Consider the following 18970-nt stretch of genomic DNA (forward strand, 5'->3'; position numbering starts at 1 on the left):
CGGCGTGAGCGACCTCGTACTGGGCGTGGGCACCTCCCACGGCCCGCTGCTGAACACGCCGCCGGAGGACTGGGGGCTGCGGGCCGCGGCGGACCGTGCCAACCGGGCGCTGGTCTACCGCGGTGCGGAGTATCCGTACGACGCGCTGCTGGCGCTGCGCGCGCCGGGGTTCGCGGCCGAGTGCGAGCTCGGCGTACGCCGTCGCCGCCACACGGCCTGCCGCGAGGACATCGAGGAGCTGGGCCGGCGGATCGAGGCGGCCGGGGTCGATGTGCTGGTAGTGGTGAGCAGCGACCACAAGGAGGTGTTCGGCGATGAGCTGCTGCCGCAGTTCGCCTTCTACTGGGGCGACACGATGCGGCACGAGCCGTTCACCCAGGAGCAGTTGGACGGGATGAAGCCGGGGCTGGCCATCGCCGAGGTCGCCAATGTGCCGGCCACGAGCACCGTACGGCCCGGACACTCCGCGCTGGCACGGCATCTCGTCGAGCGGACCTCGGCCGCGGGGTTCGACCCGGCCGCGTCCCGGGCCCTGCCGCCCGGGGAGTGGGGCAACTCGGGCATTCCGCATGGCTGGGGCTTTGTCTTCGAGCAGGTGCTCGGCGGCGGGGAGACACCGCCGACCGTACCGGTCTTCGTGAACACCTTCTGGGAGCCCAACCCGCCGTCGGCCGCGCGCTGTTACGACTTCGGTGTGGCCCTGGGCGAGGCGATCCGCGACTTCCCGGCGCCGCTGCGGGTGGGGATCGTGGCGTCCGGCGGACTGAGCCACTTCGTTGTGGACGAGGAACTCGACCGGGCGTTTCTCGCCGCGCTCGCCGCCCGCGACCGCGACCATCTGCGGTCGCTGCCGGACGCGGTGCTGCGGTCCGGGACCTCGGAGATGCGCAACTGGATCGTGGTGGCGGGCGCCCTGGAGGCGTCCTCGCTCACCGCCGAACTGGTGGGGTACGAACCGTGCTACCGCTCGGAGGCGGGCACCGGGTGCGCGATGGCGTTCATGACCTGGCAGAACGAGAACACCGCTACGGCAGACGCCCGTAAGGATCGGTCATGACGGCGCCGGACGGGGCGCGGACGCCCTCCCTGGTGGAGCGGCTGCGGGCGCTGGACTCCTGTGCCGTGTCGGACGCGCTCGACGCGTACGGCCTGTCGACGGTGGTGCTCGGGCCCCGGCCGGTCTGGCCGGTGCCGCGTGTCGTCGCCGGGCTGGTCCGTACGGTCACCGTCGGCCCGCGCCGGTCCGACCGGCCCGCCGACCATGTCGCCGCAGCCGCTGTGGATCTCTCGGGCCCGGACGACGTGCTGGTCATCGCCAACCACGGACGTCCGGACGTGTCCTGCTGGGGCGGGATTCTCAGCCGCGCCGCGCTCGCCCGGGGCATCGCCGGTGTGGTCGTCGACGGCGCGTGCCGGGACGCGAGCGAGAGCGCCGGACTCGGACTGCCGGTCTTCGCGCGGGCCGTGGTGCCCGTCAGCGCGCGCGGCCGGGTCGTCCAGTACGCGATGAACGAGCCGGTCGAGTTCGGCGACATCACCGTGAGCCCCGGCGACTATGTGGTCGCCGACGGCAATGGGGTCGTCTTCGTGCCCGGTGCCGACGCCGAGCGTGTGATCGCCTTCGCCGAGCGTGTGGTCGCCCGCGAGGCGGCCATGGCCGACGCGGTCGCCGCGGGACGGCCGGTCTCCGAGGTCATGCACGACAGCCGATTTCCCACGACCGACACCACCGACACACCCGAGGAGTCCGGCTCGTGACCCACGAACCCACCGGCCCCGAGCCGGCGAACGGCCCGGCGCACCCCTTGTACGGATACTCGACCGCCACCGTCTCCGACGCCCTCGACCGCCTGGGCCGGGACGGCTGTCTGTCCGGTATCGCCCCGCTCTTCGACGGCGCCCGGATCTTCGGCCGCGCCTACACCGTCTCGTACGTCGCCGCCGGACATCCGGCCGGTACGGTCGGCGACTACCTGGACGACATGCGGCCCGGCGATGTGGCGGTGCTCGACAACGGCGGCCGTACCGACTGCACGGTGTGGGGCGACATCCTCACCGCGATGGCGAGCGACCGCGGTATCGCGGGCACGGTGATCGACGGTGTGTGCCGTGATGTGCGGCGAGCGCTCGATGTGAGCTATCCGCTCTTCAGCCGCGGCCGTTACATGCGCACCGGCAAGGACCGGGTCGAGGTACGGGACGTCCAGTGCCCGGTGAGTGTCGGCGGGGTGCGGATCGCGCCCCGCCAGCTCGTCATCGCGGACGCCGACGGCGCGGTGACCGTACCGCCCGATGTGGAGGACGAGGTGGCGGAGATCTGCCACACCATCCATGAGCGCGAGGCACGCATTGTCGACGACGTGCTCGCGGGCCGTTCGCTGGCCGAGGCGCGCGCCGCCCACGGCTACCACCTGCTGCAGAGGAACCAGGTATGACGACGGATCTCACCGGACCCACCGGCCCTACCGACACAGCCGACACCGACACCGCTGGACCGGACTCCGCCGTACTCCTGCGGCTCGGGACCGCGACGCTGTACGAGGCGGCCAAGCTGGACTGTTTCCTTCCGCCGCGTATCCGGCCGGTGTGGCCGGGAGCCGCCGTGGCCGGCCGGGCGCTGCCGGTGTCCACCGCGCCCGCCGACAATCTGCCCCTCCACCTCGCGCTCGAACAGGCGGAGCCCGGCGATGTGCTGGTCGTCGACGGGCGCCAGGTTGCCTGCGGCTACTGGGGCGAGGTGCTCACCGCGGCCGCGCAGGCGCGCGGGGTGGCGGGTCTGGTGATCGACGGGGGTGTACGGGACGCCGACCGGCTGCGCGAGCGCGGTTTTCCGGTCTTCAGCTCCGCGATCGCGGTGCGTACGACGGTCAAGGACGACCCGGGCACGGTCGGCGCTCCCATCACACTGGGCGGCACCACCGTCGGCCGGGGCGATCTGGTGGTGGCCGACACCGACGGTGTGGTGGTGATCCCGCGGGCGTCGGTGGCGGCGGTGGTGGAGCGCGGCCGGGCGCGTGAGACGGCCGAGGCGGGCTATCTGGACCGGATCGCCGGGGGCGAACTCACCCTGGACATCTACGGTTTCCGACCGGCCGGCACGGACTGAGCCGCCATGAACGATCTGGACCCTCTCGCCGCCAGGCACCTGCTGGTCGAGCAGGTTCGCCTGGAGGCCACCGGAGTCGTATCGCTGAGGCTGGTCGATCCGGACGGCGGTGAACTGCCGCCGTGGGCACCGGGCGCGCACATCGATCTGCGCCTGCCCAGCGGCACGGTCCGCCAGTACTCGTTGTGCGGCCCCCTCGACGACTCCCGCTCGTACACCGTCGCCGTACTGCGCGAGGAGCACGGGCGCGGCGGGTCGGCGGAGGTGCACGACTCCGGTCTGGTCGGGCGGATGCTCCAAGTCCGGGGCCCGCGCAACCACTTCGCCCTGGTCGACGCTCCCCACTATCTCTTCCTCGCCGGTGGCATCGGTGTCACACCGATACTGGCGATGGTCCGCGGGGCCGCCGCGACCGGTGCTTCGTGGGAGCTGTACTACGGCGGGCGCTCGCGGCCGGCGATGGCGTTCACCGGGGTGCTGTCGGCCATCGGCGGCGAGCGTGTCCATCTCGTACCGCAGGACGAGGCGGGCCTGCTGCCGGTCGCGGATCTCGTCGGCGCGGCGCCTCCGGGAAGTGCCGTGTACTGCTGCGGTCCTGAGGGCATGGTCCGGGCGGTCACCGAGGCCTGTACGGACACCAGGCCGGGCGCGCTGCATGTGGAGCGCTTCACCGCGCCACCGGGCGGCGACGCGCACAGCACAACGGACGCGCGCCCGTTCCGGGTCGAGTTGCGCCGCAGCGGTGTGACGCTCGATGTGCCACCGGAGCGCACCCTGCTCGATGTGGTCCGCGACGCCGTGCCCGATGTGGCGTTCTCCTGCGAGGAGGGCTACTGCGGCTCGTGCGAGACGAAAGTGCTCGCCGGTGTGCCGGAACACCACGACACCGTGCTCTCGGACGAGGAGCGCGAGCGCGGCGACACCATGATGATCTGCGTCGGCCGTGCGGCCTCCGGGCTGCTGGCACTTGACCTCTGACAGCACGTCTTCCAGTGCCCCCTGTCAGCCCCCGCACATCAGTCCCCCCCACGGTCCATATTCCACATCAAAGAACTTAGAGAACAGATATTTCTCTATGAGGTATTCCTGGTTAAGGTCGCGTCAACCAGGACTGATCCGAGGAGTGCAGGATGTCGATGAGGGCGACCACACCGGACCGCCTCGCGGGCCGGATCACTGGCCCGGTGGACGAGGCTTCCGGTGAGCCCGCCGTACAGCTCCGGCTGTCCGGTGTGACCAGGAAGTTCAACGATGTCGTCGCTGTCGACCAGATCGACCTCGACGTGAAGCGGGGCGAGATCTTCGCCCTCCTCGGGCCGAGCGGCTGCGGGAAGAGCACCTCGCTGCGGATGATCGCGGGCCTGGAGAAGATCGACCAGGGCTCGATCCTCATGCGGGACCGGGCGCTCGCCGATGCCGGACAGGGCACGTTCCTGCCCTCGGAGAAGCGCAACATCGCGATGGTCTTCCAGTCCTACGCGGTGTGGCCGCACATGACCGTCGCACAGAATGTGGGCTTTCCCCTGCGCATGCGCCGGGTGAAGCGGGCCGAACGGCGGCGCAGGGTCGAGGAGATCCTCGCGGTCACCGGTCTCGAAGCGCTGGCCGACCGGCCGGCCACCCTGCTCTCGGGCGGCCAGCAGCAGCGGGTCGCGCTGGCGAGGGCGCTGGTCTACACCCCGGATCTGCTGCTGCTCGACGAACCGCTGTCGAATCTGGACGCCAAGCTGCGCATCCAGATGCGGCGCGAGATCCGCAGGCTCAACCGCGAACTCGGCATCACCATGCTCTTCGTGACCCACGACCAGGACGAGGCGCTGTCCCTGGCCGACCGCCTCGCGGTGATGAACAAGGGCAAGGTCGAGCAGGTCGGGCGGCCGATGGACCTGTACGAGCACCCGAAGACCGCGTTCGTACGGGACTTCCTCGGCCGGCTCATCGTCGTCGAGGGCGTCCTCGCCGGGGACCCGGCCCGGCGCCGGGTCCTGCTGGGCGGCGGCGGTGAGCGGGCCGGGGAGGTCGTCGGCCCGGACATACCCGCGGAGCTGGCCGACGGCGACGCGGTCGGGGTGTATCTCCGGCCCGAGGACGTCGACATCAAGCCGGCGGGACCGGGTGAGCCGGCGCCGAACCAGGTGGCCGCACGGGTGCTGTCCTCGGTCTACCTCGGCGACAGCTTCGAGTACGTACTGGACATCGCCGGGTCGAACGTCCTGCTCAGCGCACCGCGCCGGGTGGTGCACCAGCCCGGTGACGCGGTGGTCGTCGAGGTCGACCCGCAGCGCGCGATGGTGTGGCCGCTGTGAGCGGGGTCCTGCCGCCGGTGGCTCCGGACGCCGTCGAGCCGCTGCCGGGTCCGGTACGGAGACTGGTCAAGGCCCGGCGCTCCAGCGGCTCCCGGGTGACCGGTACGGTCGTACTGCTGCTGGTGGCCGCGGTCACCGTCGTCCCCATCACCCTGCTCCTGCTGAACAGCCTCAATGTCGCCGACCCGGGCGATCCCGCCACCTACGGCCTGGACAACTGGCGGCAGGCCTTCGCCAATGGCGCGATGTGGGAGTCCGCCTGGAACACACTGCGGCTCGGTGTGCCGAGGGTGCTGCTGGGCATGGTGATCGCCACGGTGATCTCCTGGCTGATCGCGCGCACCGACATGCCGGGCGGCAAGGTCATCGAGGTGTTCCTGTGGTTCTCGTTCTTCATTCCCTCGCTGTCGATGACCCTGGGCTGGATCCTGCTGCTCGACCCGGCCAACGGTGTGGTCAACCAGGTGATCAGGATGGTGCCGGGGCTGGGTGACATCACCCAGGGGCCGCTGAACATCTACAGCTACTGGGGCATCATCTGGACCCATCTCACCGCGACGACCGTGCCCATCATGGTGATCCTGCTGGTGCCCGCGTTCCGCAGGATGAGCCGGTCCATGGAGGAGGCGGCGCAGATCAGCGGTGCCAGCCGGCTGCGCACCCTGGTGAGCATCACCGTACCGATGATGCGTCCGGCCATCATCGCCGCGACCCTGCTGAGCTTTGTCTACTCGCTGAAGACCTTCGAGATCGAGCTGCTGCTCGGCACCCCGATCGGGCTCAACGTCTACTCGACGCAGATCTACAACTGGCTCCAGTCGTCTCCCCCGCAGTTCGGCACCGCGACCGCGCTGGGTTCGGTGTTCATCCCGATCCTCATCATGCTGGCGATCATGCAGCGGTTCGCCGTACGCAGCCGCAGTTACGTCACCGTCGGCGCTCACACCTACAACGACGAGCCGATCCGGCTGGGGCGGATACGCCGCTGGGCGATCGCCGGGGTGCTCTGGCTCTATGTCGTCATCACCGTGGTGCTGCCGCTGGGCGCGATCGTCCTGGGCTCGTTCATGCGCCGGTTCGGGTTCTTCCAGCTCACCAACCCCTTCACCACCGAACACTGGTCCGCGCTCTTCCACGACAACCTGTTCGCGTCGTCGGTGCGCAACACACTGGTCATCGGACTGATCGCCACCCTGGTCGGTGTGCTGGTCTACTTCGTCATCTCCTTCGTCATCGTCCGCAGCGAACTGCCCACCCGGGGCGGTGTCGATGTGATGGCCTGGCTGCCGGCCGCCGTACCGGGAATGCTGCTGGGCCTGGGACTGCTCTGGGTGTATCTCGGCACCCCGTTGCGCACCGTGCTGTACGGCAATCTGTTCGGCCTGATCATCGCGCTGGTGATCAGCCATATGGCCACCGGTACGCAGCAGTTGAAGGCCGCGATCCTCCAGGTGAGCCCCGATCTGGACCGGGCCGCGCGTATCTGCGGTGCCACTCCGGTACGGGCGTACACCTACGTCCTCTTCCCGCTGCTCGGCCCGTCCGTGGCCGCGGCCGGGGTGCTCACCTTCCACTCCGCCGTCAGCGATGTCAGTACGGTCGTCCTGCTCAGCAGCAACGACTCACGGCCGCTGTCGATCCTCCTCCTCGAATACAGCACCAGCGGCGTGCTCGAACAGGCCTCTGTGCTGGGCGTTCTCATCAGCGCGCTCACCGTCGGGGTGGCGCTGCTGTCCCGGGCGCTGAGCGGCCGCCGGCTGCGCGCGTCGAAGCCGGGACGCCGTATCCGGGTGACCCGCGGTACCCCGCCGTCACCCCTCCCCGCTATGAAAGCAGGTGCGTCATCAGAAGATTCATCGCTCACCAGAACTGGAAGCTGATCTGCGCGGGTGCCGCGCTGGCGCTCGCCGCGACCGCGTGCGGCGACGGCTCGGACACCGCTGCCGGAGGCAGCGCGCCCGGTGACATCAGCGCCCAGTGCCCGGATCCCTCGGGCTCGCTGGCCGCCGCGGCGAAGAAGGAGGGCACGGCCGTCATGTCCGGCCCGCCCACCGACACCGTGCGCCAGAAGCTCCCGCAGGCGTTCCAGCAGACGTACGGAATGAAACTCGACTACATCGGCACCAGTGGCAAGGACAACGCGGCCCGGCTCCAGTCGGAGCGGCAGGCCGGTATCTACTCCCAGGATGTCTTCGTCGGCGGCGCCGACACCATGGCGAACACCTACCACGCGCAGAACTGGATCGCTCCGCTGACCGGCATCCTGACCCCCGCGGAGCTGGAGACGCAGGCGTGGCGCGGCGGGACCGTCCCGTTCGTGGACGCCGACAAGTCGATTCTGAGCATCAGCCGGTATGTCACCGTGCCGATCGTCGTCAACACCGACCAGGTGGACCCGAAGGAGATCACCACCTGGAAGGATCTGCTCGACCCGAAGTGGAAGGGCAAGATCGCCACGATCGACCCCCGGAGTCCGGGCGGCGCGATCTACAACGTCGGTATGTTCCAGGCCGCGCCCGGCTACGGCGACGATTTCGTCAAGCGGCTCTACAAGGACCAGAAGCCGGTCCTGATCACCGACTCCCGCCAGGGCACCGACGATCTGGCCAAGGGCAAGTACCCGATCGCCCTGGGGCTCGGCCAGCTCGATGTCGACACCGCGGTCGACGACGGGCTGCCGATCCAGGTGGTCATGCCCGATCTGCTCCAGACCACCAGCGGTTTCGGCTTCCTGGCCGTCTCCGACAAGCCGCCGCACCCGAACGCCGCCAAGCTGCTCGCTCAGTGGCTGGCCTGCCCGGACGGCAACAAGGCGTGGAACGACGCGTACGGCAGCATCAGCACCCGCGCCGATGTCGAGCCGCCGTCGGATCTGCCCGACTGGCAGGTCCCGCAGGACGGCAAGGACTACTTCGACGCGAACTCCTGGGAGTTCCTGACCAAAGGTGTCAAGGACGCCACGGATCTGATCAAAAGCCTCATCGGCAGCAACTAGGGCCTCTCGTTCGGACCCTAGGTCCTGTCCGGCCCAGCACGAATCGGCGCCGGCGCACTGTGAAACCGCGTACAAGGAGAGACGAGATGACCGTGGCCGAAACCGAGCTGCCCACGATCAAACGCCCGACGGCCTATGAACAGTGGCTGACGGACGAGGGTCTGAAGGTCGTGGAGGGGCTGTTCATCGAGGACCTGCGCACCGTCGAGCTGGGCGACTGGGCGCGGCGGGGCTGCCGGGCCGCGGTCGCCCGGCTGGAGGGCACCGAGGACGTCAATGACGCCCACATCATCGAGATCGCCCCGGGAGGCCAGATGGCGCCCGAGCGCCATCTCTACGAGGAGATCACCTATGTGGTCTCCGGACGGGGCTCGACCACGGTGTGGAACGCGGCCGGGGCGCGGACGACCTTCGAGTGGAACGCGGGCAGTGTGTTCTCCGTACCGCTCAACGCGTACGCGCAGCACTTCAACGGCAGCGGTGCCGAACCGGCCCGCTTCTACACCGTGACCAGCGCCCCGCTGGTGATGCGGATGTTCCACAACCGCTCGTTCATCTACGACTGCGACTTCGACTTCACCGACCGGTTCGGCTCGGACAAGGACGACTTCAGCGGGGCCGGAACCGCCTATCAGTCCCGGGTCTGGGAGAGCAGGTTCATCCCCGACGCCGCGCGGATCGAGCTGAAGTCGTGGGCCGCGCGCGGCGCCGGCGGCAGCAATGTGATGCTGGAGATCGCCGACAACAGCCTGTGCGGCCATGTCTCCGAGTTCCCGGTGGGTACGTACAAGAAGGCACACCGGCACAACGCGGGCGCCCATGTGATCATCCTCGGTGGTACGGGCTTCTCGCTGCTGTGGCGGGAGGGCGAGCCGGTGCGCAAGGTCGACTGGCGGCAGGGCTCGATCGTGGTGCCGCCCGAGCGTTGGTTCCACCAGCACTTCAACACCGGTACCACGCCCGCCCGTTACCTGGCGCTGCGCTGGGGGAGCAAGAAGTACCCGCTGTTCAAGCAGTTCCTGATCGACCGTCCCACCACCGAGGGCGGCGACCAGATCGAGTACCGGGACGAGGACCCCTCCGTACGCGCCACCTTCGAAGCAGAGCTGGCCCGGCACGGCGCGCAGAGCCGGATGGCGGAGGTCTACGACCGGGCCGCGCGCCGGACGAGCTGACCATGATCAGCCTTGAACGGCCGTTCGACGAGGACTTCTCCCCCGCGGCGGACGTCCCGACGCTGTCGGTCGACTTCTGGAGCTATCTGAACGCGCTCCAGGCACGGCTCGGCTGGTCCCCCGCCGACGACAGGACCTGGGACTACCTGGAGGAACTCGAACGCGACCTGGAGCCGCTCATCGAGACCCTCCCGGACGCGGACGCCGCGCCGTATCTCCACCGGCTCATCGACACCTGGGCCGCACGGGGCACCGGGGAGCGCGACGACCTCCGGCGGCGGGTCGCCGCCATGCTGCGGCAGGCACTGCGGAACCAAGAGGAGCATCAGCATGATCAGTGAAGCCGAGAACGAGTTTCTGACACGTGTCGGCCCCGGCACCCCGGCGGGCGAACTGCTGCGGCGGTACTGGCAGCCCGTCGCCCTCAGCGCCGATCTCTCCCCCGGGAAACGCACCAAGCGCGTCCGGGTCCTGGGCGAGGACCTGGTGCTGTATCTGACCGACGAGAACACCTACGCCCTGGTCGCGGAGTCCTGTGCGCACCGGCGGGTCTCGCTGTACTACGGCTTCGTGGAGGGCTGCGAGATCCGCTGTCCGTACCACGGCTGGAAGTACGACAGTACGGGCCAGTGCCTGGAGCAGCCCTTCGAGCAGGAGAACCGGCGGGCCCGCGAGCGCGCCCGGATCGCCGCCTATCCGGTACGCGCCTACCGCGGCATCCTCTTCGCCTATCTCGGCCCCGGCGAGCCGCCCGTACTGCCGCGGTGGGACGTGCTCGACCGGCGCGACGGACATCTCACGCTCTTCGTCGAGCAGGACCTCCAGTGCAACTGGCTCCAGCCGATGGAGAACGCCGTCGACACCGTGCACACCTTCTGGCTGCACGGACACACCATGCATCTCAAGGGCATCGACCGCGGCAGCTACTACTACCGGCCCATCGAGAAGTACTCCTTCGAGCAGTTCGAGTGGGGCATCATCAAGCGCCGTGTCTACCGCGACACCGCCGGCGGGGTCGAGGAGGAGACCGGGCATCCGCTGGTGTTCCCCAACATCCTGCGGCTGCCCGAGGGCCCGTTGCAGGCGATGCACTGGCGGGTGCCGGTCGACGACGAGCACACCATGCTCATCCGGGCCGGGCTGCTGCCGGACAAGCCGGGCGAGGAGCGGGTGCACGACGAGGAGCCCAGTGTGGTGCGGGTCCCCTCGGAGATGACCGAGGACGGCGACCACGCGATGAACACGTTCACCAGCCAGGACCGGATGGCGTGGGAGACCCAGGGCGCCGTCTACGACCGCACCAAGGAGATGCTGGGCGCCGAGGACAAGGGCATCGCCATGTACCGCAGGCTGCTGCGGCAGCAGATCGAGCTGGTCCAGGCCGGTCAGGATCCGATGGCGCTGATCCGCGATCCCGAGCGGGCCGTGGTGACCTTCGACGTGTCGCGGGGACAGGCCAGGGTGGCCGTGGCCGAGGGCCGGGTGTGATGACGTCCGCGGCCGGGCACGGCGCGGCGGCCGAACGGGTCGCCGCGGCCTGCCGTGTGCTCGGGCGCATGGGACTCACCCGCGAACCGGCCGGGCACATCAGTGTGCTGCTGGACGACGGGAGTGTCGCGGTCAAGGCGCGCGGGCGCGCGGAGTCCGGTCTGCGGTTCGCCGACGCGGAGGATGTCGTAGTGGTGGATCCCGACGGGACACCGCGCTCGTCCGCGCCGGGTCTTGAGCCGCCCCGGGAACTCGCCATCCATCTCGCGGTGTACCGGGCGCGCCCCGATGTCACCAGCGTGGCGCATGTGCATCCGCTGACGCCGGTGCTGTTCGGTGTGTGCGATGTGCCGCTGCTGCCGGTGATCGGCGCGTACGACCCGTACGCGCTGCGGCTGCTGGCCCGGGGCGTGCCCACTTTCGAGCGCAGTGTGCTGGTGACGACTCCGGAGCTCGGGGATGAGCTGGCGGCCGTGCTGGGATCGGGCGCGGTGTGCCTGATGCGCGGGCACGGGGTGACGGCGGTGGGCGCGAGTCCGGAGGAGGCGGCGCTCAATGTCATCAAGCTGAGCGAGCTGGCCGAACTGAACTACCGGGCGCGGCTGCTCGGGGAGCCGAGGCCGATCGAGCAGGCCGAGTACGAGGAGATCGTCGGTACGGGCAGGACGCGGCAGGAGCTGATCGACTCGGCGTGGCGGTTCTACCGGCGCCTCGCCGAAGAAGGGGCCGAGGAGGGGTGAGATCATGTCCGACAGCGCCCTGACCGGGGCACACCTCCCCGGTCACCACCACCACGGTCACACCGGCACCCCTGGCGGCCAGGACCACAATCACGGGCACAGGCACGACCATGACCATGACCACGGTGTGACCATCGCGGCCGACGATCCGGATCATCCGCTGTGGGAGCGCGATCGGATCGTCCTCACCAGTGTGGGAATCGACATCGGCTCGGCCACCAGCCAGGTCCTCTTCTCCCGGCTCACCCTGCGGCGCATGGGACGCGAACTGTCCAGCGCCTTCCGGGTGGTCGGCAAGGAGATCCTCCATGAGTCCGCCGTCGCCCTCACACCGTACGCCGAGGGCCGCCGCATCGACGAGGAGCGTCTGACGGCCCTGGTCGACGCGGCGTTCCTGGACGCCGGGGTGCGGGCCGACGAGGTCGACACCGGGGCGGTCATCCTCACCGGTGAGGCCACCCGCCGCCACAACGCCCGCGCCATCGCGGATCTGTTCGCCGCCAGGACGGGGCGTTTCATCTGTGCCACGGCCGGCCACGGCATGGAGGCGACACTCGCCGCCCACGGTTCGGGCGCGGTGGCCAGAAGCACGCGCGATCACTCACGGGTCCTCAACATCGACATCGGCGGCGGCACCACCAAGCTGTCGGTGTCGGAGTCCGGCCGGGTCCTGGCGACCGGTGCGCTGCATCTCGGCGCGCGGCTGATCGTCGTGGACGGCGACGGACGGATCGTACGACTGGAACCCGCGGGCCGGCGGCTGGCCAAAGCGCTGGGTCTGGACTGGGCGTTGGGTCACCGGGTGTGGGAGGCCGAACTGCGAGAGGTGGCGGCGCTGATGGCCGACACCGTCCTCGCCGAGGTCAATGGAGTGCCCGCACCGCTCGACGGCCTCGACTGGACACGGCTCACCGGACCACTGGCCGAGCGGGGTCCGTATGACGCCGTGGTGTTCTCCGGCGGGGTCGCCGAGTATCTCTACGGCCGTGAATCAAGGGAGTTCGGTGATCTGGGCGCGTTGTTCGGCCGGGCGCTGACCGAGCGGGCGGACCGGTTGCCGGGCCCGGTGGAGGACACCGGCCGGGCGATCAGGGCGACGGTGCTCGGGGCTTCCCAGTACACCGTGCAGGTGAGCGGGAACACCATTCACATCGACGATCCGGGCCTGCTGCCCCTGCACAATCTGCGGGTGGTGCGGCCCGGGGTCGAACTGCCCGACACGGTCGATCCGCGATCGGTCGAGGCCGCCGTCGGGCGGGCTCTCGCCGATTCCGGCACCGGCCCGGACGACGCGGTGGTGTTCGCGTTCCGGTGGAGCGGGCTGCCGAGTTTCCCGCGGCTCGATGCCTTCGTGGAGGGCATACGGCGGGGTCTGAGCGAGCGGATCGAGGCGGGCGGGCCGTTGTGTCTGCTCTTCGAGGGCGATATCGCCAGGACCGTCGGGGGCATCCTGTACGACCAGGGTGTCAGGGTGCCGGTGATCTCCGTCGACGGAATCGCGGTCGGTGACCTGCACTTCGTGGACATCGGCGCGGTGCTGCCCAAGTCCGGGACCGTACCGGTCTCGCTCAAGTCGATGGTGTTCTCGCTATGAACACACTCGGCTCAGGCCGTCTCGTTGAGCGCGTCCCGTACCGACAGCCGGGCTTCGAGCAGCAGCGGCGCCAGTTCCCTGGCCTGGCCGGCCGTCTCCAGCCGGGAGTGCGGTACGGCGACGGCGATCGCCGCGAGCGGGTAGCCGATCAGATCGTAGATCGCCATACCCACCGCGCAGATGCTGCTCTCGCCCTCGCCGAAGTTCACCGCGTACCCGACCTCACGGATCTCGTCCAGCTCGGTCTCCAACTGGGCCCAGTTCGCGATGGAGTTGGGGGTACGGGTGGCCAACTGCCGGGTGGGGTAGCGGCGGCCCAGATCGGTGGCGGGCAGTGCCGCCAGGATCGCCTTGCCGCCGGCCGTGCAGTGCGCCGGCAGGACGATGCCCGTACGCGTGGCGACCCGCACCGACCGGGAGCCCTCGACACAGTCGATGAACCGGACCGAATTCCCCTCCAGCAGAAGCAGACTGACCGTCTCGCGGGTGTCCTCGCTGAGCTTTTCCAGTACCGGCCTGGCCGCGTGCCGGATGTCGACGCGGCCGATGGCGGCGAGACCGATTTCCAGCAGCGCGCGGCCGGGCCGGTAGACACCGTTCGGCTTGTCCTGGGTGACAAAGCCCTGGCGGCGCAGCGCGGTCAGCAGCCGGTGCGCGGTGGAGCGGGCGACACCCAGATCGTCGGCGGCCTCGGCGACCCGCAGCGCGCGGCGCTCGCTGATGAGATGCAGCAACTGGAGGGCGTTGTCGACCGATGAGAGGCCGGACTGCGGGGAGTACGGGCCGGCCGGGTGGGGTTCATCGCGGACTGAGTTCTTCATATCGGAATAGTAGCGTCAACTCTTTCGGCGCACGGAATAATCACTAAGGTTTGGGCTATGACATTCGTGTCGAATCATCGTGGGCTGCCGGTGCTGATCCTGGGTGGCGGCCCCGTCGGCGTCACCGCGGCTTGGGCCCTCGCCCGGGCGGGTGTACGGGTACACCTCATCGAGCGGGAGCCGGAGCCGCGTACCGACTGGCGTGCGTCGACGTTCCATCCGCCGACCCTCGAACTCCTCGACGGACTGGGCCTGGCGGCGCAGATGCACACCGAGGGGCTGACGGTACCGCGCTACCAGTACCGGGACCGCCGGGCCGGAATGGTGGCCGAGTTCGACTTCACCCTGCTCAAGGACGAGACGAGGTTTCCGCACCGGCTTCAGCTCAACCAGCAGCACCTGGTGCGGATGCTGGTGGAGCGGCTTGCGGACGAGCCCAACGCCACACTGCACTACGGCATCGAGGCCACCGCGATCCGGACGAGCGGTGACGGTGTGATCGTGGAGGGGCGGGGAGCGGCTGGCGGTGTGAGTCTGCGCGGCTGCTTCCTGGTGGCCGCCGACGGCGCGAGCAGTACGGCCCGGGGGCTGCTGGGGGTGGAGTTCCGGGGTTTCACCTACCCGGAGCGGTTCCTGATCGCGAGCACCTCGGCCGACTTCCGGGCGCTCATCCCCGACATCGCCGATGTCAACTATGTGGCCGATCCGGAGGAGTGGCTGTTCCTGCTGCGCACACCGGAGTCCTGGCGCGCGGTGTATCCGGTGCCGCCCGGCCAGACGTACGAGAGTGCCACCGATCCGGCGGAGATGCAGAGCCGGCTCCAGGGCATAGCGCCCCTGCCCGGCGGTTACGAGATCGGTGACCATCAGATCTACCACGTCCACCAGCGGGTCGCGGAGTCGTTCGTGGCCGGGCCGTGCGCGCTGATCGGCGACGCGGCGCACATCAACAGTCCGCTGGGCGGAGTGGGCCTCAACAGCGGTATCCACGACGCGGTCGACCTCTCCCGCCGGCTCGCGCGCGTCCTTCTCGACGGCGCGGACGAGGAGGCCGAGCTGGCGGCGTTCGCCGAGGTGCGGCGCCGGGTGGCCGTGGAGTACGTCCAGGCCGACACCAAGCGCAACACCGAGCGGATCAGTGAGCGCGACGAGGCCAAGCGGCGCGCCAACCACGAGGAGCTGCGGGCCGTCGCGGCCGATCCGGAGCGGGCCCGCGCCTGGTGCCGACGCGCCGCGCTGCTCGAATCGGTGGCCCGCTTCGGGATCGGCCTGCCGCCGGACGAGGTGCGCCGCCGGCTGGACGCGGAGCCCGGCACCCCTGCGTAACGGGCACCGCTCCATGGCGCGTACCACCTGATGACGAGCACCACAGGCGAAAGAGGACCCATGACAGAGCAACCCATGAAAGACGAAGAGACCCAACTGGCGGCCCTGTACGGGGATCTGGCCGCAGTCGACCTGCATCCGCTGTGGACGATCACCCGTGATCTGCTGCCGCCGGCACCGCGCCCGCGCTCGGTGCCCTGGCTGTGGAGTTCCGAGGTGCTGACCGAACTCGCCGAGCGGGCCCTGCGGCTGGTGCCCGTGGAGCGCGGCGGGGAGCGCCGGGTGCTGAGCCTCGGCAATCCGGGGCTGGGCGGACTGCCGTACGCCGCCGGGACCTTGTGGGGCGCGATTCAGTGCCTCGGGCCCGGCGAGACGGCACCGGCCCACCGGCACACCCCGGGCGCCATCCGCTTCATCCTGTCAGGGGACGGGGTGGCGACCACCGTGGACGGCGATGTGTGCGACATGCACCCCGGTGACCTGATTCTCACACCGTCGTGGAACTGGCACGACCACAGCAGCGCCAGCGACGGACCGATGCTGTGGTTCGACGGGCTGGATCTGCCGATGATCGAGGCGCTGGACGCGGTGTTCTTCGAACCGTACCCCGATGTGCGGCAGCCGGACTCGGACCCGCACAACCGGTCGGAGCGGGAGGCCGGTCCGGGGCCGCGCTTCGTCAGCGGAGCGGTACGGGACGTACTCACCACCGAACACTCACCGCTGCTGGTCTACCGGTGGCAGGACACCGACCGGGAGCTGTCGCGGCTGGCCGCCGAGAGCGGGGAGCCGCTGGTGAGCATCGAATTCGTCAGTCCCGAGACCGGTGCCAGTGTGCTGCCGACCATGAACTGTGCGATGCACCGGCTGGTACCGGGCGCGCGGACCCTGCCCGTACGGCGCACCGGCAACGGTGTGTTCGTCGTGCACCGGGGTTCCGGCTCGTCGGTGATCGAGGGGCAGCGCTTCGACTGGTCGGCCGGTGACATGTTCGTCGTACCGTCCTGGGCCGCGGCCGAGCATGCCAGCGAGGAGGGCGCGGACCTGTTCTCCATCGGCGACAGCCCCGTACTGCGGGCTCTGGGCATCCACCGCGAACTGGCGCTCGACGCCCATCAGCAGGTGACCGGTGTGTTCACCCCGGCGGCGCTCCGGCCGAAGGACTCGGTGGGCGTATGAGACTCGCGATCTTCGACGACCGGCGCCTGGGTGTGGTGACCGGGGACCACGTGGTGGACGTCACGGCCGTACTGCCGTGGCCGCATGAGCCCGATCCGCTGCTCGCGGGCTGGTGGCGCGGCCTGTGCCGGGACTTCGCGGTGCTCGCGCCCGCGCTGGAGGAAGCGGCGGCCAACGGCCGGGGCCGGCCGCTGGAGTCGGTACGGCTGGCCGCGCCGGTGCTGGCACCGACCAAGATCATCGCCTCGGCCAGCAACTACCAGGCACACGTCGACGAGATGCACTCGGTGCAGCGCCGCACACTGGGGCAGGTCGAGTCCTGGATGATGAACTTCGATGTGTTCCTCAAGGCACCGTCGTCGGTCGTGGGACCCTCGGACGGCATCGTGCTGCCGCGCGATGTGCTGGAGGAGGGCAGCGAGATCCACCACGAGTCCGAACTCGTCGTGGTGATCGGTACGGGCGGCAAGGACATCCCGGTCGAGAACGCGCTGCAGCATGTGCTCGGTTACACGATCGGTCTCGACATCACCGTACGCAGCGCGGCCGACCGGTCGCGGCGCAAGAGCTATGACACCTTCAGCCCGCTGGGCCCCTGGCTCACCACCAGCGACGAGGCGGGCGATCCGGCGGACTTCGACATCCTGCTGACCTGCAACGGCGAGCAGCGGCAGGCGGTCAACACCTCCGCGCTCATCACCCCGGTACCGGAGATCGTCGCGTACGCGTCGCGCATGATGACACTGAACCCCGGCGATGTGCTCTTCACCGGCGCGCCGCCCGGTGTCGGGCCGATCCTGCCCGGCGATGTGCTGTACACCTCGATCAGCCGGCTCGGCGCCATGACACTGCCGGTCCGCGCCGAACAGGTCCGGGCCGCATAGATCCACGCCGGACAGGGCGGCGCCGGACAGCCCTTGGACGCCCATGGAACAGCCCGGCATTCCTGCTGACGGAATATTCGACGCGAGTATTCCGGCGACGCGAACGTGATGGCTATGGTCCTGACACCCCCAGCCATATCGCTCACTCGCACAGAGAATCAGGTGAGGGCCATGTCGATGACGACGAAGGCCGGGTTCATTCTCCCCGCCGCCGCGGTGCTGCTCCTCGGAGGCTGCGCGGGAGGCACGTCCAACGATTCCCCAGAGAGCGCGGACGCGGGCCGCGCCGGCGGTACGCGTGTCTCCGCGGGCTGTCCCGACCCCGACGGCACCCTGGCCCGAGCGGCCAAGAAGGAGGGGGAGGTGGTGATGACGGGTACGCCCGACGGCAGTGTGCGTACCGACATACCGAAGGCGTTCGAGGAGACCTACGGTGTCAAGGTCACCTATGTCGGCGGCCGCAACAGTGACATCGCGGCCAAGCTCCAGGCCGAGCGCAAGGCAGGCATCTACACCCACGATGTGTTCGGCGGCGGCGGAAACACCATGTCGAGCACCTACTACGGCGAGGGCTGGCTCACCTCCCTCAAGGACGCGCTCGACCCGGCGCTGCTCACCGCGGCCAACTGGCGTGACGGGGCGCCCAAGTGGGTCGATCCCGAGAAGGAGAAGATCCTTCAGCTCTCGAACTATGTCGACTCCGGTGTGGTGGTCAACACCAACCTGGTCAAGGACGGCGAGCTGACCTCCTTCGAGGACATGCTCGATCCGAAGTGGAAGGGAAAGATCGTGGTGGACGACCCGCGCTCCAACGGCGGGGCCATCTACGACGTCGGCGCCTTCGAGCAGGCCTACGGCCAGGACTTCGTCAAGTCGCTCTATGTGGACCAGAAGCCGACCCTGCTGACCGACCAGCGCCAGGAGCTGGACGACATCGCCCGGGGCAAGTTCGCCTTCGGTCTGTCGCTCCAGACCGCGGAGACCGAGGAGGCGCTGGCCGAGGGGCTGCCGCTGAAGCAGCTCAAGCTCACCGGTGCGCCGCCCGTGGCGACCGGTGGCTCCAGCCTGCTGGCCCTCGACAACAAGGCTCCGCACCCGGAGGCGGCCAAGCTGCTGGTCAACTGGCTGGTGTGCAAGGACGGCAACGCGGTGTGGACGAAGGCGCTCCAGGTGCCGAGCAACCGCGCGGATGTGCCGGTGCCGGCGGATCTGGGCGCGACCGTTCCCCAGGCGGGCAGCGAGTACTACGACAGCTACGGCTGGAACGTCCTCACCAAGGATGTGAAGCGGCTCCAGAAGATGCTGATCGAGCTGCTCGGCCCTCAGTAGTCTGCGGCGGCCCGCGCTACCCGCAGG

At 69.5% G+C, this 18970-nt stretch carries 19 protein-coding genes; 17 read left to right on the forward strand and 2 right to left on the reverse strand.

Features of this window, described 5'->3' with window-relative positions; translation table 11 throughout:
• Window positions 1–4 precede the first annotated feature (4 nt).
• From KQY30_RS04565 to KQY30_RS04595, 7 genes are all read left to right on the forward strand, one after another.
• A complete protein-coding gene (locus tag KQY30_RS04565; protein ID WP_217305667.1) occupies window positions 5–1057 on the forward strand; it encodes a hypothetical protein in 1053 nt (350 codons plus the stop codon).
• The gene (locus KQY30_RS04570) at window positions 1054–1758 is read left to right on the forward strand and encodes an RraA family protein (protein WP_217305668.1); all 705 of its coding nucleotides are present in this window, start codon (window positions 1054–1056) and stop codon (window positions 1756–1758) included. Before KQY30_RS04565 ends, KQY30_RS04570 begins: the two co-directional genes overlap by 4 nt.
• The gene (locus tag KQY30_RS04575; RefSeq protein ID WP_254406943.1) at window positions 1755–2435 is read left to right on the forward strand and encodes an RraA family protein; all 681 of its coding nucleotides are present in this window, start codon (window positions 1755–1757) and stop codon (window positions 2433–2435) included. The genes KQY30_RS04570 and KQY30_RS04575 overlap by 4 nt, the downstream gene beginning before the upstream one ends.
• A complete protein-coding gene (locus KQY30_RS04580) occupies window positions 2432–3106 on the forward strand; it encodes a 4-carboxy-4-hydroxy-2-oxoadipate aldolase/oxaloacetate decarboxylase (protein ID WP_217305669.1) in 675 nt (224 codons plus the stop codon). The genes KQY30_RS04575 and KQY30_RS04580 overlap by 4 nt, the downstream gene beginning before the upstream one ends.
• A 6-nt stretch (window positions 3107–3112) precedes the next feature.
• On the forward strand, window positions 3113–4084 hold the full coding sequence (locus tag KQY30_RS04585; protein WP_217305670.1) for a PDR/VanB family oxidoreductase: 972 nt from the start codon (window positions 3113–3115) through the stop codon (window positions 4082–4084).
• A 152-nt stretch (window positions 4085–4236) separates the two neighbouring features.
• Complete coding sequence (locus KQY30_RS04590) at window positions 4237–5412, forward strand: ABC transporter ATP-binding protein (protein ID WP_217305671.1); 1176 nt, start codon at window positions 4237–4239, stop codon at window positions 5410–5412.
• Window positions 5409–7292 (forward strand): iron ABC transporter permease, encoded by a 1884-nt coding sequence (locus tag KQY30_RS04595; RefSeq protein WP_217305672.1) that lies wholly within the window; start codon window positions 5409–5411, stop codon window positions 7290–7292. The genes KQY30_RS04590 and KQY30_RS04595 overlap by 4 nt, the downstream gene beginning before the upstream one ends.
• On the opposite strand, the gene KQY30_RS04600 is transcribed toward KQY30_RS04595, so the two are convergent.
• Window positions 7273–7449, reverse strand: coding sequence for a hypothetical protein (locus KQY30_RS04600; protein WP_157877339.1), 177 nt, complete (start codon window positions 7447–7449; stop codon window positions 7273–7275). The genes KQY30_RS04595 and KQY30_RS04600 overlap by 20 nt on opposite strands.
• On the opposite strand from KQY30_RS04600, the gene KQY30_RS04605 reads away from it, so the two are divergent.
• From KQY30_RS04605 to KQY30_RS04630, 6 genes are all read left to right on the forward strand, one after another.
• Window positions 7448–8407 carry an ABC transporter substrate-binding protein gene (locus KQY30_RS04605; protein ID WP_217305673.1) on the forward strand — a complete coding sequence of 320 codons (960 nt, stop codon included), beginning with the start codon at window positions 7448–7450 and terminating at the stop codon, window positions 8405–8407. The genes KQY30_RS04600 and KQY30_RS04605 overlap by 2 nt on opposite strands.
• A gap of 86 nt (window positions 8408–8493) precedes the next feature.
• Window positions 8494–9582, forward strand: a complete 1089-nt coding sequence (locus KQY30_RS04610; RefSeq protein ID WP_217305674.1) for a cupin domain-containing protein — start codon at window positions 8494–8496, stop codon at window positions 9580–9582.
• 2 nt (window positions 9583–9584) lie between these two features.
• Window positions 9585–9923 carry a hypothetical protein gene (locus KQY30_RS04615; protein ID WP_217305675.1) on the forward strand — a complete coding sequence of 113 codons (339 nt, stop codon included), beginning with the start codon at window positions 9585–9587 and terminating at the stop codon, window positions 9921–9923.
• On the forward strand, window positions 9913–11070 hold the full coding sequence (locus tag KQY30_RS04620) for a Rieske 2Fe-2S domain-containing protein (RefSeq protein ID WP_217305676.1): 1158 nt from the start codon (window positions 9913–9915) through the stop codon (window positions 11068–11070). The genes KQY30_RS04615 and KQY30_RS04620 overlap by 11 nt, the downstream gene beginning before the upstream one ends.
• Entirely contained in the window at window positions 11070–11810 is a 741-nt protein-coding gene (locus KQY30_RS04625) for a class II aldolase/adducin family protein (protein WP_217305677.1), read from the forward strand. The genes KQY30_RS04620 and KQY30_RS04625 overlap by 1 nt, the downstream gene beginning before the upstream one ends.
• Window positions 11811–11814: 4 nt before the next feature.
• Window positions 11815–13404, forward strand: a complete 1590-nt coding sequence (locus KQY30_RS04630) for an ethanolamine ammonia-lyase reactivating factor EutA (protein ID WP_217305678.1) — start codon at window positions 11815–11817, stop codon at window positions 13402–13404.
• An 11-nt stretch (window positions 13405–13415) separates the two neighbouring features.
• Here the strand turns inward: KQY30_RS04630 and KQY30_RS04635 are convergent, their stop codons facing one another.
• Window positions 13416–14225 (reverse strand): IclR family transcriptional regulator, encoded by an 810-nt coding sequence (locus tag KQY30_RS04635; protein WP_217305679.1) that lies wholly within the window; start codon window positions 14223–14225, stop codon window positions 13416–13418.
• Between the two features lie 57 nt (window positions 14226–14282).
• Between KQY30_RS04635 and KQY30_RS04640 the strand changes: the two genes are divergently transcribed.
• The 4 genes from KQY30_RS04640 (at window position 14283) to KQY30_RS04655 (ending at window position 18943) form a co-directional block, all read left to right on the forward strand.
• On the forward strand, window positions 14283–15551 hold the full coding sequence (locus tag KQY30_RS04640; RefSeq protein ID WP_217305680.1) for an NAD(P)/FAD-dependent oxidoreductase: 1269 nt from the start codon (window positions 14283–14285) through the stop codon (window positions 15549–15551).
• A gap of 60 nt (window positions 15552–15611) precedes the next feature.
• The gene (locus tag KQY30_RS04645; RefSeq protein WP_217305681.1) at window positions 15612–16730 is read left to right on the forward strand and encodes a cupin domain-containing protein; all 1119 of its coding nucleotides are present in this window, start codon (window positions 15612–15614) and stop codon (window positions 16728–16730) included.
• Complete coding sequence (locus KQY30_RS04650) at window positions 16727–17614, forward strand: fumarylacetoacetate hydrolase family protein (RefSeq protein ID WP_217305682.1); 888 nt, start codon at window positions 16727–16729, stop codon at window positions 17612–17614. Before KQY30_RS04645 ends, KQY30_RS04650 begins: the two co-directional genes overlap by 4 nt.
• Window positions 17615–17785: 171 nt before the next feature.
• Window positions 17786–18943: an ABC transporter substrate-binding protein gene (locus KQY30_RS04655; RefSeq protein ID WP_217305683.1), complete on the forward strand. Its 1158-nt coding sequence runs from the start codon at window positions 17786–17788 to the stop codon at window positions 18941–18943.
• The last annotated feature ends 27 nt before the right edge of the window (window positions 18944–18970 follow it).

It is taken from the genome of Streptomyces sp. GMY02, assembly GCF_019056675.1.
GTDB classification, from domain to species: Bacteria; Actinomycetota; Actinomycetes; order Streptomycetales; family Streptomycetaceae; genus Streptomyces; species Streptomyces odonnellii.